At 44.8% G+C, this 26,234-nt stretch carries 22 protein-coding genes; 9 read left to right on the top strand and 13 right to left on the bottom strand.

Going from position 1 to position 26,234, the window contains the following annotated elements:
- Positions 1-38 precede the first annotated feature (38 nt).
- The 7 genes from Q1A08_RS17055 to Q1A08_RS17025 all read right to left on the bottom strand — a co-directional run bounded on the left by Q1A08_RS17055 (position 39) and on the right by Q1A08_RS17025 (position 8,713).
- Positions 39-2,132, bottom strand: a complete 2,094-nt coding sequence (locus tag Q1A08_RS17055) for a hypothetical protein (RefSeq protein ID WP_299775122.1) — start codon at positions 2,130-2,132, stop codon at positions 39-41.
- A 282-nt stretch (positions 2,133-2,414) separates the two neighbouring features.
- Positions 2,415-3,125, bottom strand: a complete 711-nt coding sequence (locus Q1A08_RS17050; protein ID WP_299775121.1) for a response regulator transcription factor — start codon at positions 3,123-3,125, stop codon at positions 2,415-2,417.
- Positions 3,118-4,455, bottom strand: coding sequence for a hypothetical protein (locus tag Q1A08_RS17045; RefSeq protein WP_299775119.1), 1,338 nt, complete (start codon positions 4,453-4,455; stop codon positions 3,118-3,120). The genes Q1A08_RS17050 and Q1A08_RS17045 overlap by 8 nt, the downstream gene beginning before the upstream one ends.
- The gene (locus Q1A08_RS17040) at positions 4,442-4,924 is read right to left on the bottom strand and encodes a hypothetical protein (protein ID WP_299775117.1); all 483 of its coding nucleotides are present in this window, start codon (positions 4,922-4,924) and stop codon (positions 4,442-4,444) included. Before Q1A08_RS17040 ends, Q1A08_RS17045 begins: the two co-directional genes overlap by 14 nt.
- Positions 4,917-6,482: a HAMP domain-containing sensor histidine kinase gene (locus Q1A08_RS17035; protein ID WP_299775115.1), complete on the bottom strand. Its 1,566-nt coding sequence runs from the start codon at positions 6,480-6,482 to the stop codon at positions 4,917-4,919. The genes Q1A08_RS17040 and Q1A08_RS17035 overlap by 8 nt, the downstream gene beginning before the upstream one ends.
- Positions 6,483-6,711: 229 nt before the next feature.
- Entirely contained in the window at positions 6,712-8,034 is a 1,323-nt protein-coding gene (locus Q1A08_RS17030) for a HAMP domain-containing sensor histidine kinase (protein WP_299775113.1), read from the bottom strand.
- On the bottom strand, positions 8,027-8,713 hold the full coding sequence (locus tag Q1A08_RS17025; RefSeq protein WP_299775111.1) for a response regulator transcription factor: 687 nt from the start codon (positions 8,711-8,713) through the stop codon (positions 8,027-8,029). The genes Q1A08_RS17030 and Q1A08_RS17025 overlap by 8 nt, the downstream gene beginning before the upstream one ends.
- Before the next feature lie 122 nt (positions 8,714-8,835).
- On the opposite strand from Q1A08_RS17025, the gene Q1A08_RS17020 reads away from it, so the two are divergent.
- The 6 genes from Q1A08_RS17020 (at position 8,836) to Q1A08_RS16995 (ending at position 13,510) form a co-directional block, all read left to right on the top strand.
- On the top strand, positions 8,836-9,414 hold the full coding sequence (locus tag Q1A08_RS17020) for a hypothetical protein (RefSeq protein ID WP_299775110.1): 579 nt from the start codon (positions 8,836-8,838) through the stop codon (positions 9,412-9,414).
- A gap of 44 nt (positions 9,415-9,458) precedes the next feature.
- On the top strand, positions 9,459-10,235 hold the full coding sequence (locus tag Q1A08_RS17015; RefSeq protein ID WP_299775108.1) for an acetoacetate decarboxylase family protein: 777 nt from the start codon (positions 9,459-9,461) through the stop codon (positions 10,233-10,235).
- Between the two features lie 243 nt (positions 10,236-10,478).
- Entirely contained in the window at positions 10,479-10,970 is a 492-nt protein-coding gene (locus tag Q1A08_RS17010; RefSeq protein ID WP_299775106.1) for a hypothetical protein, read from the top strand.
- A 3-nt stretch (positions 10,971-10,973) separates the two neighbouring features.
- The gene (locus Q1A08_RS17005) at positions 10,974-12,638 is read left to right on the top strand and encodes an ATP-binding cassette domain-containing protein (RefSeq protein ID WP_299775104.1); all 1,665 of its coding nucleotides are present in this window, start codon (positions 10,974-10,976) and stop codon (positions 12,636-12,638) included.
- A gap of 13 nt (positions 12,639-12,651) precedes the next feature.
- Entirely contained in the window at positions 12,652-13,095 is a 444-nt protein-coding gene (locus Q1A08_RS17000; protein ID WP_299775102.1) for a hypothetical protein, read from the top strand.
- A 118-nt stretch (positions 13,096-13,213) separates the two neighbouring features.
- Positions 13,214-13,510: a hypothetical protein gene (locus Q1A08_RS16995; protein ID WP_299775100.1), complete on the top strand. Its 297-nt coding sequence runs from the start codon at positions 13,214-13,216 to the stop codon at positions 13,508-13,510.
- A 94-nt stretch (positions 13,511-13,604) separates the two neighbouring features.
- On the opposite strand, the gene Q1A08_RS16990 is transcribed toward Q1A08_RS16995, so the two are convergent.
- Entirely contained in the window at positions 13,605-15,143 is a 1,539-nt protein-coding gene (locus Q1A08_RS16990) for a carotenoid oxygenase family protein (protein ID WP_299775098.1), read from the bottom strand.
- A 203-nt stretch (positions 15,144-15,346) separates the two neighbouring features.
- Between Q1A08_RS16990 and ettA the strand changes: the two genes are divergently transcribed.
- Positions 15,347-17,011 carry an energy-dependent translational throttle protein EttA gene (gene ettA / locus Q1A08_RS16985; RefSeq protein ID WP_299775096.1) on the top strand — a complete coding sequence of 555 codons (1,665 nt, stop codon included), beginning with the start codon at positions 15,347-15,349 and terminating at the stop codon, positions 17,009-17,011.
- A 66-nt stretch (positions 17,012-17,077) separates the two neighbouring features.
- Here the strand turns inward: ettA and Q1A08_RS16980 are convergent, their stop codons facing one another.
- Genes Q1A08_RS16980 through Q1A08_RS16970 form a run of 3 tightly spaced genes read right to left on the bottom strand, consistent with a single transcriptional unit; the run spans position 17,078 to position 20,601 of the window.
- On the bottom strand, positions 17,078-18,127 hold the full coding sequence (locus Q1A08_RS16980; RefSeq protein ID WP_299775094.1) for an SMP-30/gluconolactonase/LRE family protein: 1,050 nt from the start codon (positions 18,125-18,127) through the stop codon (positions 17,078-17,080).
- Between the two features lie 15 nt (positions 18,128-18,142).
- Positions 18,143-19,033 (bottom strand): HAD family hydrolase, encoded by an 891-nt coding sequence (locus tag Q1A08_RS16975; RefSeq protein WP_299775092.1) that lies wholly within the window; start codon positions 19,031-19,033, stop codon positions 18,143-18,145.
- Positions 19,034-19,038: 5 nt separating this feature from the next.
- Positions 19,039-20,601: an alkaline phosphatase D family protein gene (locus tag Q1A08_RS16970; RefSeq protein WP_299775090.1), complete on the bottom strand. Its 1,563-nt coding sequence runs from the start codon at positions 20,599-20,601 to the stop codon at positions 19,039-19,041.
- Positions 20,602-20,822: 221 nt separating this feature from the next.
- Between Q1A08_RS16970 and Q1A08_RS16965 the strand changes: the two genes are divergently transcribed.
- Together Q1A08_RS16965 and Q1A08_RS16960 are read left to right on the top strand one after the other, a co-directional pair.
- Positions 20,823-21,428 carry a TetR/AcrR family transcriptional regulator gene (locus tag Q1A08_RS16965; RefSeq protein ID WP_299775088.1) on the top strand — a complete coding sequence of 202 codons (606 nt, stop codon included), beginning with the start codon at positions 20,823-20,825 and terminating at the stop codon, positions 21,426-21,428.
- A 217-nt stretch (positions 21,429-21,645) separates the two neighbouring features.
- On the top strand, positions 21,646-23,940 hold the full coding sequence (locus tag Q1A08_RS16960) for a TonB-dependent receptor (RefSeq protein ID WP_299775086.1): 2,295 nt from the start codon (positions 21,646-21,648) through the stop codon (positions 23,938-23,940).
- A 58-nt stretch (positions 23,941-23,998) separates the two neighbouring features.
- Here Q1A08_RS16960 and Q1A08_RS16955 read toward each other — a convergent pair whose 3' ends face one another.
- Positions 23,999-24,898, bottom strand: coding sequence for a TIGR01777 family oxidoreductase (locus Q1A08_RS16955; protein WP_299775084.1), 900 nt, complete (start codon positions 24,896-24,898; stop codon positions 23,999-24,001).
- A 173-nt stretch (positions 24,899-25,071) separates the two neighbouring features.
- Positions 25,072-26,019 carry a diguanylate cyclase gene (locus Q1A08_RS16950; protein WP_299775082.1) on the bottom strand — a complete coding sequence of 316 codons (948 nt, stop codon included), beginning with the start codon at positions 26,017-26,019 and terminating at the stop codon, positions 25,072-25,074.
- Positions 26,020-26,234: the final 215 nt, after the last annotated feature.

Raw genomic sequence — 26,234 nt, 5'->3', positions numbered from 1 at the left:
GAAATCCAAGCAAGGCTAGGGGGGGCTCCTCCCCTAGCCTATTGGCAATTGTTAACCACCCTCGTTCCATAAGCTTTTCGATACTGCGAAGGTAGAAAGACATCTTTGGCCCAGTTCTTTTTTTCGAATATCTCGATGGGCAAGTCCGTTAGGTTCACACTATCAAAGGTCTTGCCATCATATGCCTCAGCCAAGACGCTATCAGATAAACTCCGCAACTCATTAAGGGTTTTAACGACCCGCTTTGCATCCATGGTTTGCAGCGAAAACAGGGCAACCACATTATCGGCATACTGTAAAAACTCAACATTGGCTCCATAAGACGCGAAGTCTTGGGCATAGGCTGCGGATGTATAAAACCTAGCGTAGGGGAATTCTTTTCCTTCAATATCCACATCATCTAGCAGATAGGCTATACCAGCTTGGTAAACGGGGGCTTGGCCAGGCAGATCGTATAAGGCGGGGGAGACAATCAATTTATCCTTATCAAAAGCTGCAGGGAAATCTATTTCGCAGCTAGCCCTCTGAAGGCGATTAATCAACGAGGCCTCTTCTACTGCCGAATTCTTTTCCGCTAGAGCTGCGGACGCCGTAAGCTTCAGAGAACCCAAAACTTCATACACCTCATTTTTTTCTGAGTCAGAAAGAATATAGCTGTCTCCAATTCCCGTAGAAGCCTCTACCCAAACACTGTCCAGGTTGTTTTTTCCAAGTTTATTACTCATATTGTTAAAATTATAAAATTCCAACTGTAAATTGACATCATCTCGTTTTAACTCAGGCCCCACTTTTCCTTCTAAACACAATACTACTTCAGCCATGCCTAAAGCAGTATTGAACTCTAGAAATATACTACTTTTTTCATTCACGATAGATTGGAGATCCAGCTTATGGCACCTTGATTTGAAATAGTGCGTCAAGAATTCGGTGTATTTAGGTAGCATTGATGAATAGCCAGCCGACTTTAGCTCAAGAATTTTGATTTGCTTTTTCGACGCCCCCTCAGCCGGAGAGGAAATCACTATAGGAGCATCCTCTTTGGGAAAAGCCTCTACTGCTACAGACGAAAAACTAGAAATCCGATCCGGTTCGAAATAGCGAATCGCTCCTTCATCTTTCAACTCTCGCCCTAAATACGTGACGAGCTTGCTCTGGAGTTGATCAAGGCCAGCGTCATCATCAAGCCAAACAACCAAAGAATAAGCTAAGGAGTTTCCGTCCAGATCCAAACCGCCCTCTTGAAATAGACTCAGTAACTTATTTAGAAGGCCCTCCATTTCATCCGGATCTTTTGCATCCCCAAACAACCAAGTCATTGCCCTGCAACTACTATAAGCGCTGTACAAACAATGCTGGCCAGCGACTTGAGCAAACCACCCATCCCTGAGGGATCGCCTGTCAACATAGTATTTTAGGCCTCGATTTACACCCTCAAGAATAGAATCGAAAGCTTTTTCATCTTCAACTGATTCCAAATCAAACTCGATCGACAGGCCACTTCGGAAAAGCGCTTCCTTTCCTGCCTTGGCTAAAACAACAAGATCTTGATGCGCCCCTTTAGCAACTGCCGTTTTTTCCAACTTTATTGGATCTGCTGATAACGTTTTATCTAAGTTTTGATGTAACTTTGCTAACTTCGATGCAACTGGGCCCGTAACGATGATAGATACCTTATCGCGGTCATAGTATTGCTTCCAGCTTCTCATCAGGGCTTGTTGAGCAAGTTCATAATCAATCGAAGCCGCCAATTCAAACTGCGTCATAAGGTCTGGCCCACAAGAAAGCCCAAGCGATGCGCATATATCTATATTTTTATCACGATACTGCTCTACGATTTTAACATTGTGCTTTTTGCTACCGCCCTCAATATAAATACTTTTATACTCTCGCTCGATGTCAGCCAGAGCAAAACTCTCGGGCCTAAAGAAATTCTCCAGCGCTTGCTCAACCGTAGCGGGATTGTCCTCCCAGAACTGAAACTCATATCGTGTCCGATACCTCTCGGTTGTGGCAGACACGGACACATTCCCATCCCGAAGCGACCCGACATTACGCACAAGATTAGATATCAATAAATGTTCCAAAAGGTGCGGAATATACGGCATGTCGACATCTGCATGCTTGTATCCCAAGGGGGCAATGATTTCTAGGGTATATACAGGATCTGGATCTAATACAGCTGGCTTATTGGGTAGCTTGGCGCATGCCTGTAGGAGAATGGCTATGAAACACAAAAAATACTTGTACAAAAGATATCCTTTCTTTAAGACTAAGCTTCAATGAATAGGCCCATCAACACAGAGCAATGGGCAGATACAGTAAATACAGAATAGCGCGACTATATCCATCAATCGCTTGCACACTATAAGGCAAAAGCATGCATTTACATATAGAGAGAACCTTTATGTATACAGCTAGCTATCGGCGAGACAGGCTAAGACATAGCCCTGATTACGAACGGTTTTGATCAATTCTGGATTTTTGGGGTCTAACTCGACCTTTGACCTAAGTCTCGATATCAGCAAATCAACCTGTCGATTCACTCCGTCATATTCTATTCCGCGAATATGCTTGAAAATCATATCCCGACTAATAACCTTGCCCGGGTTGGTAAAGAATAACTCCAGCACGCGAAATTCTAGATCGCCAAGGTGAATACCATGGCCGTTTATTTCCAGCTTACGTCGCGCTCTATCGAGAGCTAAACCGTTATAGCTAAGTTTAGAGAGTGTCTCGGGCGCTGATTCTTTTTCAGTCAATTCAGGCGCTCTCAGATAAGCTCTCGCTTTTGCCAACAATAACCTGGGTTCAATTGGCTTAGGAATATAATCATCGGCACCGATCTCTAAACCCACTACCTGATCAATAACATCGGTACGGGCCGTCAGCATTATAATCTTGCCAGAATATTGACTTCGAACATGTCGACAGACTTCAAAGCCATCCATTTCGGGCAGCATTAAATCTAAAAAAACTAAATCATAGTCTTCTTCAACGATACGCTTGCAGGCCAATTCAGCATTGGGCTCGATAAAGCACTGAAATTCATACTTACTTAGAAAGTCCGAGGTAAGCTCAGCCAATTCTAGGTCGTCTTCAACGATTAAGATCTTGTGCTTATCCATCCCAAACCCAACCTAGGCCCAATGAGACAACGTTTCGATCATCCAATTCATGTGATGAGGAATTGTGGCGCTCTGAGCGCATATTTATGTTTAACTCTAAGTTTGAGTTAATTTTTTTAGACAACTCTAATTTTACTCGGCTGTAGTTATCAACACCGTTGCTTAGACCCTTATAGTCTATATATCGCCAACCAGCCTTAATAACATAATCATTGTTTAAGGGCTTTTCTACATCAAAGCCATAACTACCGCTGTGATAGTCTAGAAAACGAGCCTGACTCAAGACCGGCGCTGAAAAGTTAAGGCGGCAAACTTGGCAAAATCCCCAAACATCATTTTCGGAGAATTTATAATGGGCCGATAGACTCATAAATTTGTCAAACAAAGGCGTGGAGAACAACAGTGTGGCTGAGCGAGTCTCTGTTCGATCAATTTCTTCGTGCTGGCTATAGTTTCTTCTGAGTGACTCAATTATCAAAGACGCTTCATATTGATCCACACTCCAGTTTAGCCCGATATAATTACCAACGCTGCTAAACTCTAGATCAGCAGCCGACTTTTGCTGCCACCAGGTAATGCCTGCTACGGCAGCCAGATTGCTATTGATCTCTGTTTTAAACTCCAATCCAGCCTTAATACTATTGACATCATAGTGATCATTATTTGCATATGAACGATTGTAGAATCTATTTCTCACGATTAACTGACTAGGCTTACTGCCAAAGATTTCAAACTGCTTTGCATAGGCAAGTTCCGCAGATATAGCCGCATACTCGTCACCCTGCCCTGCATCACAAGCACTCTGTACGCAGCCTACATTTTCAAACTCATCGCGGACATCAGCCCCTAATGCAGCCGGATCGTAAAAATCAAAAACTGGTCTATCCACAACACCAAAGACCGGAATACCCTCAAGCAAAGAGCCAGCAAAGCCTAAATCCTGACTAAAGGAAGTTGGCCGACTGTCATAGCCCACCCTGGGCTTAACAAGTAAAGCAAAGTTAGATGCTCGCTGGCTTTCTTGCTTGATTTTTCGCTTAGCTACGCAATGCTGAACCAGCAAGTTAAGGTTATCTTTCACCAGCTCTGGGACATTTTCAGCAACGATAATCTGTTGTGCATTAGACTTCGCTTCGGAGCACCGATCATCCTTTACCAGCAACTGTACCAACTTTGCGCGCGCCAAGTGATTATCTGAATTATTTGAGAGAGCTTCTCGCAAATGCTCCTCATCAGCTTGCGACTGCGCATACAGGTCAGCGCTCCACAAGGAACATAGACTTAAAACGGTAACGAAACTAAGAAGCTGCGTCGGCTTAAATACCTTCATCCAGCTCTTCCTCTGCAAGCACACCACTTGGATCATCCAATAAATTACTTTTATCTAAAATATTAATTTTTTCTTCTACGCTACCACTAACACCCACACCAAACTGGCGCTGCGAATCTTTCAGCCAGTCCTGCCACTGTTGCTCACTAGCAAGCTCCCGCCCAGAGCTTTCCACAACAGCGGGCTTTGAGGTCTGGTTACTAGACTCTTTATCCACTCCGCTGTCATTACTTCTAAGCGGCTTGCCATCTTTGCCAGTTTGATCTTTCTCTTTCTTCTCTATTTTCCCAGACTCAACAGCCTTTGATTCAATTGCTTTTGGCTCGACCTGCTTTGACTCTTGTTTATTTAACTCTTGCTTTTCCGGAACAGGATCAATATCAAGCTCATTGGCAACAACTACCGAACTTGCAAGAACGAAGTATAACAACGAGAAGACAAGCAATACCAATCGATTCAGGCTAAACACGCTCAGCCTCCTCGACTTCTTCATTTTTAATGGGAATGTGCATATAAAATGCAGCCCCTTTGCCGGACCTATTACTTGCTTCAACTTTGCCGCCGTGCAGTAATGCTATTTTCTTAACGATAGACAAACCAAACCCAAACCCAAGGCTTGTTTCACCACGGCTTTTATCAGCCTTATAAAAGGGATCAAACAATTTATCATTTCCATTTAATGGCAGGCCGGGGCCATCATCCAGCACAGCAAACTCCAGCTCCCCATCTCGCATTGAGATACTTAAAATAATTTCCGCATCAGCGAAACGACTAGCGTTCTGCAATAGATTTTGTAAAGCCTGATAGATAAGCTCTCTATCTATGAAACAAGCTTGCTCACCATCGCCCACGCTCATGTGAAGCACATAAGTCAAATGGTTATTGACCTCACAAAAACCAGCAAGGACCTCTTTGGCTAAAAGCTCCACATCAACCTTTCGCAATGATAACTTTTGATTAACACTCAGCTGCTCATAGGATAGCAACTGCTTGATTAACGACTCCATATGAAGCAGGTCACGCTTCAGTGGCAAGGCAGCCTTCCCCACATCCTCCTCTATCGACTCCACCCTAAATAGCATACGTGAAATGGGCGTTCTAAGATCATGCGAGATCGCCCTGATGGCATAGTTCTTTTCTTGTAGCAAATACTTGATTCTTTCAACAAGCTGTACGATTGTTTCACCAATAGAAGCAATCGATTCACTATGATAGGGAATGGATGCAAGCCCGAGTTGTTCTCGGCTAATAGTATCAATGTCCAACTGAACCTTTTGGATTTCCCTTGTTAAGTACTTAAGAATCATTAGAACGAAGCTGGCCAAAAGTAAAAGCACAACAAAAATAATTAAATAGATTTGATTTTTAGGGTAAGGCTCAAAAAGCGGTATCGGACCGAGAACTAGACTATCACTTGTCCCTCCCCATGGAGCTACAACTAACAAATGCTCTGCCTTATCAAACTGCTTTTTCCACTGCACTATGATTCGGCCTTGCTGCAATAAAGAGCGCTGTTTATCCGACAATTTCTGCTGCACTTTTTTCGATCGGTATACAGGAAATGGAGCACTACGTTTTATCTGATCAAATAGAGCCTGCCGCTCTTTAGCTTGCACCGTACCTAACTCATTTAGAATCAGAAAGGCCATGGTGCTGAACAACTCTTCACTGAGTGCCTCTAAGCGAAATACTATTGATTTATTACCTTCTACTTGAAAGCAGGTCTCATAGCTTTGCCCGCCAACCGTCTTTGTAGAAATATCTAGCCTTGTAGCACAAGGGAGCTCCCGGGGCTCCAAGCTTATTCCAAGTAGCTCACGAACCAAGTTCAACCACTCATACTGTTTAGCTGCTGATTGACGCTGAAGACCTACTGACACTAGGCTAGCAACAGGAAGCATATGACTGTCTATATGCTCTAGATAGCGCTTTTCATTCTGCGCTTCCAAAATGGCATAGGACATCCCCCCCACCAGCAGGAACAAGGCCACAATAGAACCAAATAAATAGAAGAACAGCCGCTTCACTTACCAACCTGTTACAGAAGCCAATTGACGCCTCTCAAGGCAAATACAATAAGTGGTATTTTAGCAGCAGATAGAATCAGTGTTTGCGTACTTTTTTGCTAAAATGTATCGCTTTGTATCAATGTCGACAAAGTGGGGGGGATTAGCGCTACAAATGCCTTAAATAGCCTACTTATGAATATAAATTGGCAACCATCAACAAACCGCCTAAGCGGGCCAGAAGGATTCTTCAGTCGCTCAAGAAGAGTCGCCTCGGAAAGCTAATCTCTATTCGCAGCCCACGGGTCGCATTCCTAGCCACAACACTGCCATTATTATGCTCGATGGCCCGTTTGCATATTGCCAAACCTAAGCCATACCCCTGACTACTTCTGGATGGATCTAAACGATAAAACGGTGAAAATATCTTATCCAGTTCTGATTCGGGAACCCCCGGCCCCTCATCAGTAACGTGGATACAGATTTCCTCTGGTCGATCAAACAGCTCCACATCTATACGGCCATTGGGGGGCGTGTACTTCAGCGCATTTCTAATGATATTTTCAAAGGCCCTTAATAGCATCTCCCTATTCGCGCTCATCAACAGCTCGTCTGGCACATTACTTTGATGAAGAGACACCCTACAGGAGCCGCGACCAATTTCCACATCAACCCTTTCAATGGTACTTTGCAAAAATCCTTTTAACTCAACGCAGTCATTTAGAGGGTAATCAGGATTATTTTCCAGCTGACTCACCGTCAGTATTTGATCGATCAAATCATCCAGGCGATCCAGCTCCGCCTTTACCCGATCGAAGTCCTTGGCAGTAATATTTTCTTGCTTTTGCTCCAGCAGGCCAAGACTCAATCTAACCCGGGTCAAGGGTGATCTTAACTCATGAGACACATCGCCAAGCAAGACTTTTAGCGACTGTTGTTTTTCCCGAAGTTCAAGGGCCATTTTGTCGAAATCACCAGCCAAGCTTACCAGCTCATCTTTTCGCCCGCCTAATCTTGGTAAGATTTTCTCAAAATTGCCCTCTGCTAAGTTCCTAACACCCTCTGAGAGCATTCTGATAGGCCTTGATAAATACCAAGCCAGCCAAAAACTGGCAATAAGCCCACCTAGAAAGTAAACCAATACTCTAACTTTTTTCTTGTGCTTCCCCTGCAGTAAAGAAGGCTCTTTGATCTCTTCAGGAATAAAAGTAAGAACTTCAAAGCTCTCGCCCTTTTGGCCACGAACCAGCTGTCGATGTATGCTCTCAGAGTTGCTTATTAATCTTGGAATATTACGATCTAGAATGTCCTGACCGGATGCATCTAGAACCCAGATTCTAGGCCGCATCTCTCGATTTTCATGAATAAACTTACGAGCAACGCCTTCATCAGATTCTGCCAGCAAATAAGTAATAAACTGTATTCTTTGCAGCTGAACTCTCCTGAGTTTTTCAGACGAAAACTGCTTTTGAGATAACGCTAATCGCTCACCACTTACTAGGAAAAATATGGTAGCAACCCCATAATTAACCACAATCAACCAAAAGAAAATCTTCCAGAAGATCTTAGACATTTTTCAGCTCAATAAGCTCATATCCAACACCCCGACAGGTAGCCAACTTCACATTCGCTGCGTCGATCTTCTTCCTAAGATTGCTAACATGCATATCTAAAGTTCGATCATAGCTCTCATATTTTCTTCCAATGACATTCTGAAAAAGCTCTTCCTTACTGACGACCTGGGCGGGCCTAAACAGCAAGTATTCCAGCAGATCATATTCTGTTGCCGTTAAACTCACAGTTTCGCCATCGACTTTAACCTCCCTGCGTGCCTGTATCAGTTCAAGATTAGCTAAGTGAGCGTTGCTTTTTGTAACAGCCTTGCTTGTACGGCGTAAAATAGCCTTAATACGTGCACTCAATTCAACGGGGTTGTATGGCTTTGTCAGATAGTCATCGGCACCCAACTCAAAGCCCATAACTTTTGTCATATCTTCATGCTTTGCAGTCAACATAAGCACAGGCACATCGGAGTCAATCCGTATGTGTTTTAATACATCAAGGCCATTCATTTGAGGCATCATAATATCCAGTAGAACAATATCCGGCTGATTTTTTTCTAGGAAATTAAGCCCTTCCACGCCCGAGCTTGCAGTGTCTACCTTAAAGCCTTCAAAATCCAGATATTCAGCCAGCAACTCACATGCATCGAGATCATCCTCTATCACTAAAACGTGGTTTTTCTCCACCATAATCAACCATTAGCCAAAGTTTATTTACAATAAATTTACACTACCATAACGGATATTTGACTGAAACTTTTTCATGCTTAATTCAACATACACCACATCTTAATCTAAAGGCAAGAGCCCCCATGTCCCAACATATCCACATTAAAAAATTGGCTGTACTACTGGCAGCATGCAGCATCCAGCTCCTATCTTCAGCGGGCACTCATGCAGACTCAAGTCCACCTTCTGCCGATACAGAAGGCTCAATTTATAAAAAGAAGGTATCGACAAGGGTGCGAGAGAGCGAGTCTAGCCTAAGTAAAATCTCAAAGTCTAAGGCTTCGATTGCTGGGCAAGGAGCCGTTTATACCCGCAAGGCGAATAGAAGGAATGATAAAGGCGGAGTGCTGAAAACTCACGTGCAAGCCTATGAGAAAGCTGACGGCACAGAAGGATTGCGAACAAAACACGGGGGAAGGACTGCTGAAGGAGAATACTGGAGGCAGGTAAACAAGCAGCGGCACAACAAAAATGGCGGCACAGTAAACAAGACTAGACAACGCAGTTACAGCGAGGCCGAAGGTTTAAGCTACAGCAAAAACGTATCCAGAGAAGGAGCCAACGGAAAAAGCTATGAAGGCAGCGCAACCCTACAAGATGGAAAAATCATTAGGGAGCATAACTGCAAAGATGAGCAAGGCCTAGAAATAGGTTGTAAGTAAAACCACCACAGACTATCAACCACTTTAAACAAGAGCAAAGAGATATGTACAAGGCAATTTCTTCAATCATCTTTCTAATAGCAACACTTTTCAGCTCACAACAGGCTGCATCTCAAGAAGAGCGATTCACTTACTATGAGAACGACGGAATTTTTATTTATTATGAAACCGATGAGATAGATAGCTACCGCGAACTTCTTCCCGACAGCTTTACCATGCCGGAAACCCCAATGGTCTTTGCATTCATATCCGATTTTTACAAAATGGACGCCAATACCAAACCCTACAAAGAAGCATCAATCTTTATCTTAGGCAAATACGAAGGCAATGAGTTTTGGCATTGTATCTTTATGCCGGTGACCAGCCAGGAATCTCGAATCGCTGGGATTCGACGCCTAGGCTTACCCAAGACCATGGGCGAGATCGACTTTAACCGCTCTGAGACAGCTTATTCTGCGCATGTTAAGACCGAAAATGGTCACGAAATGTCTCTAGAGCTAAGCGCTGTAGGTCAAGAAGTCAGCGCTTTAGAAGAAGACACCATTAGAAACTTTTCAACACTACCCAAGCTAAATTTGCTAAATGGCGAAGTGGTTCAAATGGGCCGCAGCAGTAAGCGTAACATCTTGGATTTATCCCGAATTTTCAGTAAGCGACTCACTCTTAAAATGGGTGATGGCGATATTGAGTTGAATCGCTCTAATAACTCACCCTCTGATAAGGCTCATCCTCTTGATCTAAAGCCTTCAAATATTCTGGCTGCCTACTATCTCAGAAACACCATTCCTTACCGCCTAAATGGTCGCCCCTTTAAGAAATAGCGGCAACAACAGTTTGGCTCAGTAGCTTCGGTTGAAACGCCTACTGACCCAGCCCAGCAACCTAGCCCGATCCCCGCAAGGCTAGGCTGCTGGCAACAGAGCTACCGCAATTGTATCGTTTTGTATCTAGCGGGCCCTCGAAATGAGAAGGAAGCTACAAATCATCACATTGTATTCATTTAAAGCGGTACGCCGGCCATCAATAATTATCTAGCTGACAGATAAGATGGTAGCTGCACCAATATGGTCTTTAAAACAGAGATACACCAAACAGATAAGCTTGACCATCGTGTCGACCCAAGGCTAGCACTCGCACAATTAAAGGAAGAAGCCGATGCCATGCTAGGCCCGTGCAAGGTACTCAATCATGTAGAACGCAAGCAAGCAGAGCTTATTTATCAGCAAATGGATGCTATATGGCAGTCCGTAATTGATTCAGCCGGAGAGTATATCAGTGATCGTGTAATCGAAGATTTCCTCACATCCTCTCAATACCCTGTTATGCAAGAGCTAGAAGATAGCTTACAGAGGCTTTATGAATTACAACCATTTACCGGTCTTAGCCAAGACCAGCACCAATGGGTCAAAGAGCTAAATATTCTGCTTGATGAGTTAAACAATGAGACTAAGTGTCGACTTACGACTGCGAATACTAAGGAACACAATCGCGACCAAAGAGACTGCTCACCATCCAAATTCACTACTGCACACAGCATTTATAAGTATAGCCATTAAGATATGATCAGTTTTACCAAGCAAATCTTGATAGAAAACGATGCTCTTCGCTCATCCAGAATCATTCAGATGAGCGCTATTAAGAGCCTCTTACTATTAGGTCTAGCGAGCTACGTTATAGCCCAACCGATAGAGAGCAGCAACACAGTAACTGCGCTTATTTTAACAAGCCTATCTGCATTTCTAATTATTGGCTATTACAATCGGCAACGCCATATGGTGCTCTCGGACTTCTCCAATAAATTAGAGCAACAACGCATAGATGACATATTCACCCCTGATGCCGAGATGGCAACTCAGTCTGCAGGAGAAAAAGCCAAGCCTTTATCAAAATTGGAAGAACTAGGAAGACTTAAGCTCCTAATATGCGGACCAGGAATTCCAGCCATATTAGACAGCTTTTGGACACCTTTTTATTTGCTGGCTCTTGTTGCGGTTGACATTCGCATTGGATCTTTAGCATGCCTGTGCGTTTTCTTGCTTTGGCTGCTTCATCAACTCAAAGGGCTGCTAACATTCGAAGAGGCGAAAAGTGCCAAAGCCAAACAAACGGATGCAATGCAATTACTGACGTCATTCTTCAATCACCGCGATAGCACTATTGCTATGGGCATGCAGCAAAGCTTTAAGGAGTTCTGGTTTAGCCGATACAAAGTTAGCCAAAGCCAGCTAAACTCTTGCAACGGCATCAACAGCTTATTCTCGAACTTGCTCAGGCTTTGCGGTAACGCCAGCTTCTGCGGACTTGCCATCTTGGGCGCACAACTCACCTTTAGCTCACAAATAAGCTATTCCAGCTTAGCGATAAGCTTGATCATTTTTTACCAAATTGTTTACTCACTAAATGATGCGCTTAAATTTAATACTCGATTTCAAGCTGAAAATTTCGACTCTAAAAAGGGATTAAATATAGAACCGACATCAACCGATCCAAAAAGAACAATCGACAATGAATTAAGTATCGAGCTACGCCATGCATCCATTGGCGACGATCGATTCTCCCCCATATTTTTTAACACTGATCTCTACTTAGCCCCTGGCGAAATCCACCTTTTTAAGGGCCAAGCACAAAGCGGAAAAACCAGTTTATGCCGTGCGATGTTAGGCCTAGACCCATGTCTACAAGGAGTCATTAAGGTCGCCGATATAGATATTAGCGAGTGGACCGATGAGAATCGTGCTGAACACATAGCCTTTATCAGCCAGAAACCCGAATTAGTCACAGGCACAATCTCTGAAAACATCAGCCGATTCACTAATGCTGATATTTCAGAGGTCATAAAAGCTGCCAAAATGGCCGGAGTTCATTCCGACATCCTTCGTTTACCGCAAAACTACCAGAGCGCGATTGGAGACGACGGTCAACAAATTACCCCTCTCCACAAACAAAAAATTGCTTTAGCAAGGGCAATATTTGTGAAGCCCAAGCTCATCATATTTGATGATCCTAGCGAACACTTGTGTGCCAGTTCGAACGCCCAACTATTGCAGATGATACGTCAATTAAGAGATTCCGGATCGACAATCATCATTACAAGCAGCCTCGATATATTTGATCTATATGCCGACCATAGTTACCAACTCATGGACCATCAGGTGCTAGAGCTGGATTCTAATATACGCACCAGCGCTATGTTTTCCTCTAAACGACTACTAAATCAACGATAAGCCGAGTGTATAGATGAAAAGCAGCAACTTGGAATACAGTCGAATCGATTCAGATAACTCAAGCAGCAGTGTAGGACTAGTACTTATATTTATATTACTTGCAGCCTTAAGCTTGCTAGCCAAGCACCAACTTGACGGTAAGCTCAGTGAACTTGCACCTGACTCAAGCAAAACCCATGGGCATAGCAAAATGACAAGCTATCTCGGTGTAATCAAGAACCTCGATATCAATAGAAATGGACAAAAGGCCAAGCTGAAGCTATTACTGCTGCTCGACCAGCAAAATAACATTCGGAAAGTTTGGACCTTGAATTGCAATGGAGATTGCGGCGCAAACATCACAAGAGATAAAATCGCCAGCACAATCCAGAATAGCATTAGCATTCGAGGACTCTCATTAAGTCCTCCTAATTTAGAGCTGGTTCACAGCCCCAGGAACGAAAGCTTTAACTTTTGACTCGCCAGCAATAGCGGCGGCTCTAAGGAAACAATTGAGCAAAGCAGACCAAGCATATTGACCTATATGCCAACAAAGCGCATCATTCAGCAGTTTTAATAAGAACTGGAACTGTGACGTGGACGACCTACAAAAAGAACATCACCGCCTGACCGGCCTGTTTATCGAAATGTGCAATACAGCCGCTCAAGAAACCGAAAACCCTAATTTAGTTGCTGCCGCTTTAATGACCGCAAGCGCCAACTACTGCTCATATGTGTCTACCGGCAATGCCGGCTACCTTTCAGAAAAAGGTATCGATGACTTAACCGAGCGCTTTCGTGCTAACTTGCAAGTATTGCAAGATATTAAAAAAGACGAACACGAGAAAGCCATGGCCGCCGCACAGGCCGCTGAAGCTATTAAGAAAGACTAGGCTTAATTGCAGCAGGCAAGTATTTATGCCTCAAGCGAAGTCATTAAAAAACCCAGCAAATGCTGGGTTTTTTAATGCTACAGAGCAAAGAGATTTACTCGCTGTAAAGATCCTCTCCTCGCACCCAGCTAGCATGGAAGCCTCCTGGTACGCGCTGTGGCAGCTTCAACTTACAGACAGGTCCCTGAGCAACATTTCGCGCATCAAAGATTAAACAGTAAGACGTCCAGTCGTTAGTGTCGGTAGCAATGGTCACCAAGTACCCTTGATCTTCGGGATCATCGCGAGTCGCACCTTTTGCCGGACAGAAAGGCGCCTCACTACCGAATACACCTTCGCCATAATCCCAGCGTTCTAAATCGCCATTTTCAACATCATATTTCAGCATTGCACCAAATGCTAAGGTACCTACGCCGTCATCCTTGCGGGTCATAATGTACTGGTTAAAGCTGTAGCGGGTTTTATAGCCCATATAAAGAGGGTTAGAGCGGTTAAACTCGGAATTTAGCGTATCAATATCATGCTCAATTACCTCGCCTGTCTTCATATTAAACTTCCAGACGTACAAGTTAGCTTCAAGTCGCATATAAGCCAACATATGAGAAAGCTCACCCTCAGTAGGATCCGCTTTTGGCATTGGATTGGTTGAGCGGCAGCCTACCTGAATCACCCAATCGCCCTCTTCCCAGCAGTTGGTTACATGCAAAATGTAGCAAGGCTCGCATTCGAACCACTTCACTTCATCGCCATTACCGTAACGTGGCTGAACACCGAATCGAGTTGGCACATCACGATGGAAGGTCATTACTCGCTTGTTGGTTTTTTCCAATAAGTCCACGTCGTGGAAGAAAGGACAGTCATGCACAATCACATAATTAGGTGTTACGCCAATATCGTGAGGCAGGCGCGGGCCCGGCAAGGCAACGCCAGCTTCGTGTTTGATATTGCCATCTTTATCGGCGATGCCGTAAGTGTAATAAGGGTAGTCGTCAGAGTAATCAAAGAAGACCAACTCACCATTTTCCAAATCGACTTTAGAGTGAGCCGATAGTGCCCGCTTAAGGCCACCATTTAGATCTTCTCTACCCTTGGTATCTAAGGTGTCCATATCAAGCTTGTATGGAATACCAGCGTTGTACCATAGCGACATAATATGGCCGTTGTAGTACATCACGTCGGTATTGGAAGTATCTTTAATGGGGAAACCTGGCAAACTGAAATCAAATGGCCCCATCACACCCGGCCAAACAGCCGTGCCTTCTTCTGCTTCTTTTACTTTGGCATCCGTTTGAATCCAACGGTTACGGTAACTGGCCTTGCCGTCTTTAAAATTGATCATGTGCAACATGCCATCGCCATCGAAGGCATGGTAGTTAAAGCGAGGTTTATAAACCGCGTTGGGACCGTTGCGCAGATAAGCGCCATACAGATCAGCAGGAATCTCACCTTCTACAACCTCTAATGTATCAGCCTGCACCTCTTCACAGATTGGCGCATAGACACCATGCAGATAAGGATTGTCGATTTCCTTAGTCCAAGCGGGTGCATTTGGGGCTGGGTTGCCCTGCTTGTCTTCGATAATGGTGCACTTTGCAGCGACCTCTAGATTGGCAGCGTCTATTGGTGAATTCATGGCTTGTGGCCTCCATTTCTGGCTATTTCGAAGTTTATATTGTTATCACTATGAGCTAATCATGGCTTAGTAAGTTTATTAATGCAAGTTATAAAAGCTAAATTAGCACAAAGTGAAAATAAATAGCCTATGAGCGGGCCACTTTTTGTTGGCTCAGGTACAATAGCGGCAATTTCTATGCACTGATTGGAGGCTGACGCGCTATGGCGCAATACGTTTACAGCATGAACAGAGTGGGCAAAATCGTCCCACCAAAACGTCAAATTCTGAAAGATATATCCTTGAGTTTCTTCCCTGGCGCAAAAATTGGCGTTCTTGGTTTGAACGGTTCAGGTAAATCCACCCTGCTACGCATCATGGCTGGCGTCGATACCGATTACAACGGTGAAGCCCGCCCAATGCCAGGTATTAAGGTTGGCTACCTCCCGCAGGAGCCACAATTGGATGAAGCAAAAGATGTGCGTGGCAATGTTGAAGATGGTGTTCGTGAAGCACTTGATGCCATCGCGGGTTTAGATCAGGTATACGCAGCCTATGCCGAAGAAGGTGCTGACTTCGACGCACTGGCTAAACAGCAAGGGCAATACGAAGATATTATTCAAGCTTGGGATGCTCACAATTTAGATCACAAATTGGAGCAGGCAGCCGACGCTTTGCGTCTACCACCCTGGGATGCCGATGTTAGCAAACTCTCCGGTGGTGAAAAGCGCCGCGTAGCGCTTTGTCGCCTGCTGCTATCCCGCCCGGATATGCTGTTACTTGATGAGCCGACTAACCACTTGGACGCCGAGTCAGTATTCTGGCTTGAGCAGTTCCTACAAGAATTCTCTGGCACCGTAGTGGCCATTACCCACGATCGCTACTTTCTAGATAATGCAGCCGGTTGGATTTTGGAACTCGACCGTGGCCACGGTATTCCTTATGAAGGCAACTACACTACTTGGCTAGAAACCAAAGAGCAGCGTCTTGAGCAAGAACAAAAAGCTGAGGCTGCGCACAACAAAGCCATCAAGGCTGAATTAGAGTGGGTGCGTCAGAACCCGAAGGGTCGTCAAGCTAAAAACAAAGCGCGTTTAGCTCGCTTTGATGAAATGCAGTCGCAAGATTTCCAAACTCGTAATGAGACCAATGAAATCTATATCCCGCCGGGAGAGCGCCTAGGTGATAAGGTTATAGAAATCAAAAACCTAAGCAAAAGCTTTGGTGATCGTAAGTTAATTGACGATCTAAGCCTAACCATTCCTAAGGGCGCTATCGTTGGCATTATCGGTGGTAACGGTGCCGGTAAATCCACCCTATTCCGTATGCTCGCTGGTACCGAACAGCCTGATACAGGCTCTGTAGAATTAGGCGAGACGGTTAAAGTGGCCTATGTTGAACAGGGACGTGAAAACCTAGACGACAACCAAAATGTTTGGGAAGCCATTTCCGATGGCCACGATATTTTGAAGATTGGCAACTACGAAGTTAGTTCACGCAGCTATGTCGGCCGCTTTAACTTCAAGGGTACTGATCAGCAAAAACGTGTTGGTGAATTATCCGGTGGTGAACGTGGCCGTTTGCACTTGGCGAATACTTTAAAGCAAGGCGCCAATGTTTTACTACTCGATGAACCGTCAAACGATTTGGATGTTGAAACCTTACGCGCACTGGAAGAAGCCCTACTTACCTTCCCAGGTTGCGCATTGGTAATCTCGCACGATCGCTGGTTCTTAGATCGCGTAGCGACACATATCCTAGCCTATGAAGGCGAAAGTGATATTGTATTCTTTGAAGGTAATTACACTGAATACCATGAAGACTTTGTTGCCCGTAAAGGCGCCGATGCCGGCCCTAAGCGAATGAAGTACAAGCCCATTAAAGCCTAAGCTTTAAGGTCTAAGCCAGAAGCCCGGTTATCGCCGGGCTTTTTATTTTCAGCACAAAAATACTTACTACTCAGCCGAACAAAGCAATAAACCGTCATTGTAAATTGACCCCAGAAGCAACTGATTATTGATACTTACCGCCACACTTGCAGCTGAGTAGGCTCGCCCATCTAATTGCAACTGTGGCATATCAAGCTTGCCATTGGCCTTCACTTTCCAAATACGGCTTGGTGAAGCAATAGTAGGGTCATCCGCATTGCGAGCCTGCGCCACACCATTAACATGATCTGCCACTAGAAGATCCCCATTGTCCAACACAGAGATATTATCGGGGCTATTACCCAAAGAGAGTGTTTGCCGCAACTCTAGATGACCTTTTTCATTTTGCTGGTACTTTCGTAACTGCCCCGCTCGTGACTCAGAAACCCAGAGCTGCCGATGGCGCGGAGAGTAAGCAATACCATTAGCAAAAGCCAAACCGTCCACGGCCATCTTCCATTGACCTTGATAATAATGCCCAATGGAGGACCGAGCCAAACCCAGCAGCACTTCGACGTACATAGCCATTCCGGATAAGGCTTTTCGGTCACTGCTAAAGTAGAACTCCTCGCTAGAGATCGCGGCAATATCATTTGGTGAGAAACCATCTGGAACAGCAAGTTGCTTCGCAGTGATTAAACGAAGACCATCAATCCTAAACAGGAAGATATCGTGCCCCCCATCAGCTGCAGCAGGGACACGATGATTAATAACAAAAAGGTATTCCTTATTAGCTTCCTTAAAGTAACTTATACCGTGAGGGTGAAAACTATTTAAACCCGCAGGAAGCTCCATAAGCTGAAGATCATGTTTCTCAGCAGCGCCCTGAAAACGATAAATATTCCCCACTCCAGATGGATCACTCAGGTGAGCGCGACGATCATCAGAAGAAATATAGACAAATCCGTCAAACCCAAGTTCGATATCCTCAGCACCGACCGGTCCTTTTATAAGCTCACAAGATTGATAGTCACTAGTGGACAGCTCATTAGCCCCACCAAGCGACTGCCATACATAAGCCACAAGCAGAGCTGTAAAAACTAGGATCAGAATCAATCCGTAAGTTATATAGCGCATAATCCACTCTCTAATCTAGTCGCCGAACAATTGCAGAAACTCTTCTCGCATACTGATCCTAACAATATCCATACCTGAAAAAGCTTTAGCCAATTTTTTATTCTTTTTACCGTAGTCATATTCTCTTAGTTGATCATCGTGCACCAGCAAGGCCGCCAGACCACCTGAACGAGAAACCCATTTCAACATATGATAATCACCCATAGAATTTCCGACAGCAAGCACAGGCGCTTTACCGAGCCTATGTTGCAAATTGCTGACCTTACCTTCGGCTAAGTTGATAGGTGTTCTGTAAATACCTGAGCGAACCAATTCGCCATCTGACATTACATAACTGACATTTTGGGCGATTACATTCTGCGGAGGGACTGAGAATAACTCTTGCGACACAGAACGGATCAGACCTTCATCCGAGCCAGTACAAAGATAGATTTCAAAATCGTGCTCACGTAGCATCGCCATTAATTCAAGCATTGGCCGATAGACTAACTGAGCCTGCTTTTTATCATATCTTGAATGGCGACTTTTTCTCAGCAAAAACTCGCGCGCGCTTTGCTGATATTCCTTTTCGCTAACTCCCTCAAAAACAGCAGACGACAGTGCCAAAAGATCTTTTTCGGATTTTGGCTTTGCCTTTGCTAGCTCTTTCGCCTTAAGTGACAAGACAAAATCTAGCTGAGCATAGTTTGGCTTTTCGACCCAAAGGGTTCCATCCACATCAAAAATAGCTATGCGATCTTCTTTGGCAACATAGTTCTTTGCCTCAGGGTCACTTGCATCCCTTATAAACTGTGATAATCGAGTTTTAGATAGACTCGATTTCCAATTCGGCAAGCTATCCTTGGACCCTGCTAAGACCAAAGGGGAAAACACCATAACGAGAGACAATAAAATGGACAACTTCATTAAAACTAACCTTTAGCAATAACCGTTTTCTTATATTTTTCATTGACCGTAAAGCTGTATGAGTGGATATTATCTACAGTCATCCAGCAAGCCGACATTTTATCGACTTGAAAATGCACATCTATCCAGCCCTTATCCTTGCCATTGACATAGCTAAGATGGGGATTTTTTTCGATAAAGGCATCAGATACCGAACTCCCCTGGAAGCTTGGCAGATAATCATCTAAGCCTGGGGAGGTTACCGAGCTGGTAATTAACTCTGTGATTTTTTGTTGAGGTCTACTCGGTATCGAAATTTGAGAACATATTCCCGTGTGGATATCGCCCGTTAGGATGACGGCATTTTCACTATGCTTACCCAAAATTTCTAAAAACCGATCCCGGGCTTCGGGGTATCCGTCCCAGGCATCTAGCAACATGGGTTGTCCGTATTTACTGGATTCAATTACCGCTTGATAGTGCTTGCGAGAGCGCGACCGCGCAAACTCAGAATCTCCATTGGGGTCTGCTACCTTGCGCAAATCAGGCATGTGAAATGGCGACACCATTACCTGCTGACCAATTGCTGTCCACCGACAGCTGTTCTTTGAAAGTTGCCCTTCAAGCCAGTTTGACTGGTCTTGCCCAAGCATTTCACGATCGCGCTCCAGCCCCTGCGCAAAGGCCTTACGACTGGGTTGCCGCTCTCTTCCTTTAAGACGGGTATCCAACATTGAAAGGCTAAGTAAATTACCAAAAGTAAAATGCCGGTTTATGCCATCATTGGCGTTTTCCCGTATAGGCATCCATTCATAATAAGCTTGGCGTGCCGCCGCTTGTTGTTTGCGCCAAGCATCCGGGCTTTTACTTTTAGGGCTGCCATCTTGCCAGGCGTTATTGGCAAACTCATGATCATCCCATACCGCGATCATAGGATGCGTCGCATGCATAGCCTGCAAATCCGTATCGCTTTTGTATTGTGCGTGGCGCAATCGGTAATCTTTTAAGGATTTAAGCTCATTGGCCGGTACGGGCTCACGGTATAGCGCTTCAGCATGCTGAGTGCCATAACCGCCGCGACCATACTCGTAGAGATAATCCCCCAGGTGCACGACAGCATCGTAGTCAGGCTTATTCGCGATTGCTCGATAAACATTGAAGTAACCCGCCGGGAAATTAGAGCAGGAAACCACCGCCAATCTAGCCTGCTTACAATTTTCGGCCGCTAGAGTTTTGCAACGCCCTATTGGCGAGAACTCTCTATTACAAGCAAAACGATAAAAATATTCCTTCGCTGGTAGCAATTTCTGAACATCAAGCTTGAGAGTAAAATCGTTTTCAGCCTGTGCCACAAGCTCACCTTGCTGCACAATATTGTGAAATTCGCGATCTTCCGCCAGCTGCCAGCTTACTGTCTGCAACGCCTGGCTCGGGTGAACTCTCGTCCAAATAATAAAGCGATCTTGTAAGGGGTCGCCACTTGCTACACCGTGCTCAAATACAGTTGCATTCTTTGTAGCATGCGCCAAAGGAAGCCCGGTTATTCCGCCCACTAAAGCAGCGGACTTTATTAACTCTCTGCGTTTCATTTCTTAAATCCTCTCTAATACAGCCCAGTGCAGTTTGCCAGCGCAAGACTACGCTTAGAATACATACAAGATACATACATACATGACTGCATGTCAATATTTGAGAAAGCCATCTCCTAAAGCAGAAGGCCTAACCTAAACCTTAGCGGCCCCCTGCTGCATTGTGTACATAAAGGTCAAAGGTTAGAATCTCCCGCTTGATTTGGGAAAAGAAGGCAAGCATGAGTCTAATTCGGCGTAGCAACGAGGAACGTAGCAATCAAACCCGTAGCAATATTTTAGAAGCGACGGTGCGCTGCATACAGCAACACGGCTACCAAGGTGCCACCATGTCTTTGATTGCCCAAGAATCAGGGGTAACTCGTGGCGCGCTGCAACACCATTTTGGCAACCGACGTATAGAGCTTATCGCTCAAGCCGCTGAGCATGTGTATGACCAGTATTACGCACAATACCTGCCTATCTTACAAGACGAAGACCCACGAAAACTGCTGAAGGATGTTTGGCAGCTCCAAAAGCAATTATTCCACCAAAAAGAAACCATTGTTCTTATCCAAATATGGCTCGCTTGTCGTAGCGACACTGAGCTATCAGAGAGAATCCTGCCACTGTTTAAGGAATTAGACAGCAAGCTCTCAGAGCAATGGCGCAACTGCCTAAAGCACTCTGACTTAAAGCATGCTCAGATTCAAAAAATCCGCTATATGCAGCGAACCCTCCTGCGCGGGGCTGCTATCGAATACCTAATGTTTCCCGAAAAGGAGGTTTTCAACGAGCTGTTTGATATCGCTGAAAAGGCCACTTTAGGCATTTTGGACGAACCCTAGATATCAGTTGAAAGCGAGCTAAATCTTGTCATCAAACTGAAACTCGGTTTGCCTATCATTCATACATACGCTAATGTATGTAAATATTCAGTAGGTATTTTGGCTTACTCAAGCTGTTAAAACACCTTGGCCGGTATACAGTCAGCAATGCTGTTGGCCGCCGGCCTGGCCGAGGTAAACGAGAAGCTTTAAGTAACTGAAATACATGAATGATTGTATGCATAACAATAACTTGAACGCTCAACAGCATAGCCTCGGAGACACTTGCATCATGGCCCGATCACGCTTAAACAAACCATTTTTATTCAGCGCCCTAGCCTTGGCCATATGTGCCAATAACAGTTTTGCTCAACAAAGCACGCTAGAGGAGATTACCGTTACCGCTCAAAAGCGAGAGCAGAATATTCAAGATATTCCGATCTCTATTGCGGCCTTTAGCGCTGAGAACCTGAAGGATAAGGGTATCGACGATTTTAGTAAGCTTGGCACCCTAACCCCAGGTTTAAACTTAGCCCCTTCTACTGGTTTTTATGACCCTATCGTCACAATTCGGGGAATCGGCCTACGCTTTGAAGAACCCAATGTAAGTGCCTCAGCAGCTGTGCATATTGATGAAGTCGCAATGGCAACCCCCAGTTACTTGAATGTACCTTTATTTGATATTGAACGAGTGGAGGTCTTAAAAGGCCCTCAGGGAACTTTATTTGGACAAAATACTACGGCTGGAGCCATTAACTTCATTACTCGTAAACCCAGCCATGAAACCGACGGCTACATAGATTTAAGTTACGGGCGTTTTAATGAAACGGATATCGAGGCTGCAATCGGCGGCAGCCTAAGCGATAACTTAGCGGCTCGAGTCGCCCTAAAGCAGACTCGCTCGGACGGCCATCAAAACAATTTAGGCACCAGCAGAACAGCGGGCTTTACAAGAATACCTGGAGTAATACCTGGAATTAAAGAGCGCCCAGCTGACAGCAACTTCGGCGGACAAGACAAGCTATCTATTCGCGCTAATTTTCTTTTGGAGGCAAGCGAAGAAGTAGAAGTATATTCCAGCATCCACTATTTTAATGATGAATCCGATATCCCATTGGTAAAACTTGATGGTGCAGACGCTCTTGGAATGACACCTGCCAGTGACGAACCTTACACAGTGGAAGGAGACGAACTGGGAATTAATGATCACGAGCAATGGGGCGGCCAACTGCGAGTTAGCTGGGATTTAGGATTTGCGGAATTCACATCGTTAAGTGGCTACGAAACCCTGAACCGACACATGATTGATTCCGAGGGTACCGCCAGCCGAATTCTCAATGAAGATTTATACAATGATTCTTGGCAGTTCAGTCAGGAGTTTCGATTAGTTGGTGAAACAGAAAGTACAAACTGGACAGCCGGCATTCATTACGCTGAAGATGAAGTAGATTTTTTTAAGCGTCAAGACGCCTCTGATTCGGTTTTAGGTTTTCTCGATACGAAATACTTACGAACAGTAGAAAGCTGGGCCCTATTCTCGCAAGTCGACTGGTTATTATCTGAGGAATTCACCTTAACCACCGGCCTACGTTATCTTGAAGAAGAACGCAGTATCGATCGCAGCTCACAATCATTCGACCCCTATGGCACAGCTTTAGTCGATCGAATATTTCCAGACTTGCCGATTATTCCAGGCAAAGACAGTATCAATGCCGAAGAGCTAACTTGGAGACTCGGGCTAGACTATCGCCCCAATGACGAAACTTTGCTGTATGCCAGCATTAGCGAAGGCTACAAATCAGGTGGTTTTGATGGTTCTGGTATTACCTCTAACGCTGCACTGGAGCCTTTCGATGGTGAGGAATTATTAGCCTATGAAGCCGGTATAAAGTGGACCGCCAGTAATATCCCGCTGCGAGTAAATGCGTCGGTATTCTTCTATGACTATGACAACCTGCAAGCACAAGCACTAGTCACTATTGTTGGGGAAGATGGCACAAGGGTACAGGATGCCATTCTAACAAATGCTGGCAAGGCGGAGATTGCAGGTGCTGAATTTGATATCAACTGGCAACCCATTGAAGGGCTGCGAATCGATTTAGGAGCCAGCTATTTAGACGGTGAAATTACTGAGTTTGCTTCTGAAGACCCAGCAGAAGCTGCAACAGTCATTGGTAATGAAACACCGAATACGCCTAAGCTGCAAACAAATGCACAAGTTTCTTATCGCTTCAGCATCAGCGACAGTAATATTGCCCGTGCATCTTTAGATTATAGTTATATAGATGATGTTTATGGTGATATCGCAAATAGCAGCAACATCATTATCAACTCCTATGAGCTACTCAATGGCCGTCTCGAAGTTTCCGACAATAATGAAAACTGGACTGTAGGCCTATGGGGTAAAAATTTGGCGGACGAACGTTACTACACCAGTATCGCACCGGCTTTCTTGGCGCAAGAAGGAGTGGTTAGAAGATCTTATGCCCTGCCTAGAACCTACGGCATAGATTTTAGATACAACTTTTTCTAAATAGGTTTAAACCCTAGTCGATTTTTAAGCCCAGCTCAGCTGGGCTCTTTTTATGCCCTTACAATGCGGAAAATGCCTCTTCTAATTCCCCAAGCTGGAATTGAAAGCCAATTTCCAATAGCTTTCTTGGGTAAACCCTCTGCCCCTCGAGCAACAACTCCGCACCCTCACCTAACATAAGCTTTGGAATTATCTCGGGCAAAGGAAAAATAGCAGGACGCCCTAAAGACTTAGCGTAAAGGCGGGTGAACTCAATATTCTGTACAGCATTTGGGGCCGTTAAATTAAAAGCGCCCTTGGCGTTTTTATTTTCCAGCAGGAACTCTATAGCTCGAACTTCATCTTCAATATGAATCCATGACATCCATTGCTTGCCACTTCCAACCCGGCCGCCAAGGCCCATAGAAAAAGGTAAGCGCATTTTTGCAAGCGCACCTCCCTTCCCAAGTACAATCCCGGTCCTAAGAAGACAGACTCGAACGCCATGCTCCTCTGCCTGCAGAGCTTCAACCTCCCAAGAATTGCACAAATCATGAGTGAAGCCTTGCTGAGGATTAGCATTCTCGTCGAGCGGCTCATCTTCAAAATGGCTACCATAGAAGCCAATCGCCGAAGCACTCAATAAAACTTCGGGTGTGCAATCTAAAGCTGCAATAAACTCTATTAAATTTTTTGTGGTGTTAATGCGACTATTGAGCAGCTCCGCTTTGCGCGACTCACTCCAACGCTGATCAGCGATACCTGCTCCGGCAAGATTAATCAATGCATCTATATTGGGCCTGTTCGCAAGCTGCCAATAATCATCGAGGCTAGTGAAGCACTCTACTTGCTTTCCATATAATCGTGCGCAGGCATTTTTAGACTGGGTCAACGCGAATAGTTGGTGCCCCTGGGAGAGCAATCGGGGAATTAGAGATTGGGCAATAAAGCCACTGGCACCAGTTAAAAGAATATTCATACGGCCCTCCCTGATAGGATCTAGTTGATTCAATCTACTTTAGTAACTAGAAGGGGGCAAGCCTGTCAAAGATTGGTATATGAAAAGTACTGCAAAGACCTCGCTTTATAAATAGAAACGCAACTCTAGGGCACCTCTGAAAACCCCGAGGCGCTCTAGACTAATCCCCAAGCTTAAACAGCGGCTGCGGCTATGGAATCCTTATCACCTTCCCAGCTAACACAATTCCTGCCCCGCTGTTTGGACTTATAAAGCTGCCCATCAGCCAGCTCTACTAATTCTTTCCATTCCATTCCACAACCGGGCTCATAGCTATACAGTCCTGCACTTGCAGTCAAAACGCCATAATCACTTTCGCAATGCGGCTCCGCTTTAGCTTCGAGCGCTTCTAATACTCGCTCGACCACTTTAGCCGCAACTAAGGGGTAGGTCTCTGGAAGCAGCACTAATAACTCTTCGCCGCCATAGCGATATAATCTATCGGAGCTACGCAAGCTGGATTGAATGGTATCGCTAACCAACCTTAACACCCGATCACCCTCTTGATGCCCGTAATGATCGTTGTACTTTTTAAAGTTATCAACATCAATAAGTACAACCGAGTAGTAGCGCTGATAGCGCAAGGCATTATTATGGGTGTATTGCAGATCCATCTCCATAGCGCGGCGATTGCCGATCCCCAACAGAGAGTCTTCCATAGAGAGGGTTCGAAGCTCATCAAGCATATTGAAATGGGCATCTAGAACATCGTTTTGTCCGATAATCCCCATCAAATAGCCATCTGGATCGACCACTGGTAAATTGCGAATATTGTAAGACTGTGAAATAACGAAAGCCTCTTTAAGTGGCGAGCCGTAATGCACTGTCACGGGAGACGGCGTCATAATATCTTGCGCTAATAAGTCACTAAAGTTTTTCCCTTCTAAGTGGCTCGCCGCTAACAATCCAACCAAATCTCTCTCGGTAATAATGCCTACTGGCTTGTCATCATCGATAACAATTAAGCACGGAGATTTGGCTTCCGTTAAAGTTTGCAAAATCTCGCTCAAAGAAGCATTTGGTTCCACTGTTACAAAACCCATAGTCATATGTTCTTGCACACAGGAGTCATTAAATTTCATAGTCTTTTATTTTAGAATTCTTAATACCAGCCCCCCAATACCATTTGTAGAGGGCACCACCCTGGACCAGCCCTAGTCCTAATAACTTCCTATATCTTTCTTTAGCTAAAAACAGTTCTACGCGAGTGTAACCGCACGGCCAAACGGCCAAGAACTAGCTAAGTTTTTGCACCCTGTCCTTTAGAGTATTGGCCAATAGGAGCTGATTTCCAGTC

The organism is uncultured Pseudoteredinibacter sp. (genome assembly GCF_947500695.1).
Lineage (GTDB): Bacteria > Pseudomonadota > Gammaproteobacteria > Pseudomonadales > Cellvibrionaceae > Pseudoteredinibacter.
This window is presented reverse-complemented; position numbering and strand designations above follow the sequence as displayed.

Excerpts from the sequence above, each read along its gene's own strand:
- Q1A08_RS17010 (WP_299775106.1), top strand. The coding sequence starts at position 10,479 with ATGGTCTTTAAAACAGAGATACACCAAACAGATAAGCTTGACCATCGT.
- Q1A08_RS17050 (WP_299775121.1), bottom strand. The coding sequence starts at position 3,125 with ATGGATAAGCACAAGATCTTAATCGTTGAAGACGACCTAGAATTGGCT.
- Q1A08_RS16965 (WP_299775088.1), top strand. The coding sequence starts at position 20,823 with ATGAGTCTAATTCGGCGTAGCAACGAGGAACGTAGCAATCAAACCCGT.
- Q1A08_RS16990 (WP_299775098.1), bottom strand. The coding sequence starts at position 15,143 with ATGAATTCACCAATAGACGCTGCCAATCTAGAGGTCGCTGCAAAGTGC.
- Q1A08_RS16960 (WP_299775086.1), top strand. The coding sequence starts at position 21,646 with ATGCATAACAATAACTTGAACGCTCAACAGCATAGCCTCGGAGACACT.
- Q1A08_RS17000 (WP_299775102.1), top strand. The coding sequence starts at position 12,652 with ATGAAAAGCAGCAACTTGGAATACAGTCGAATCGATTCAGATAACTCA.
- Q1A08_RS17015 (WP_299775108.1), top strand. The coding sequence starts at position 9,459 with ATGTACAAGGCAATTTCTTCAATCATCTTTCTAATAGCAACACTTTTC.
- Q1A08_RS16975 (WP_299775092.1), bottom strand. The coding sequence starts at position 19,033 with ATGAAGTTGTCCATTTTATTGTCTCTCGTTATGGTGTTTTCCCCTTTG.
- Q1A08_RS16970 (WP_299775090.1), bottom strand. The coding sequence starts at position 20,601 with ATGAAACGCAGAGAGTTAATAAAGTCCGCTGCTTTAGTGGGCGGAATA.
- Q1A08_RS17025 (WP_299775111.1), bottom strand. The coding sequence starts at position 8,713 with ATGGTGGAGAAAAACCACGTTTTAGTGATAGAGGATGATCTCGATGCA.
- ettA (WP_299775096.1), top strand. The coding sequence starts at position 15,347 with ATGGCGCAATACGTTTACAGCATGAACAGAGTGGGCAAAATCGTCCCA.
- Q1A08_RS16980 (WP_299775094.1), bottom strand. The coding sequence starts at position 18,127 with ATGCGCTATATAACTTACGGATTGATTCTGATCCTAGTTTTTACAGCT.
- Q1A08_RS16955 (WP_299775084.1), bottom strand. The coding sequence starts at position 24,898 with ATGAATATTCTTTTAACTGGTGCCAGTGGCTTTATTGCCCAATCTCTA.
- Q1A08_RS17005 (WP_299775104.1), top strand. The coding sequence starts at position 10,974 with ATGATCAGTTTTACCAAGCAAATCTTGATAGAAAACGATGCTCTTCGC.
- Q1A08_RS17030 (WP_299775113.1), bottom strand. The coding sequence starts at position 8,034 with ATGTCTAAGATCTTCTGGAAGATTTTCTTTTGGTTGATTGTGGTTAAT.
- Q1A08_RS17020 (WP_299775110.1), top strand. The coding sequence starts at position 8,836 with ATGTCCCAACATATCCACATTAAAAAATTGGCTGTACTACTGGCAGCA.
- Q1A08_RS16950 (WP_299775082.1), bottom strand. The coding sequence starts at position 26,019 with ATGAAATTTAATGACTCCTGTGTGCAAGAACATATGACTATGGGTTTT.
- Q1A08_RS17045 (WP_299775119.1), bottom strand. The coding sequence starts at position 4,455 with ATGAAGGTATTTAAGCCGACGCAGCTTCTTAGTTTCGTTACCGTTTTA.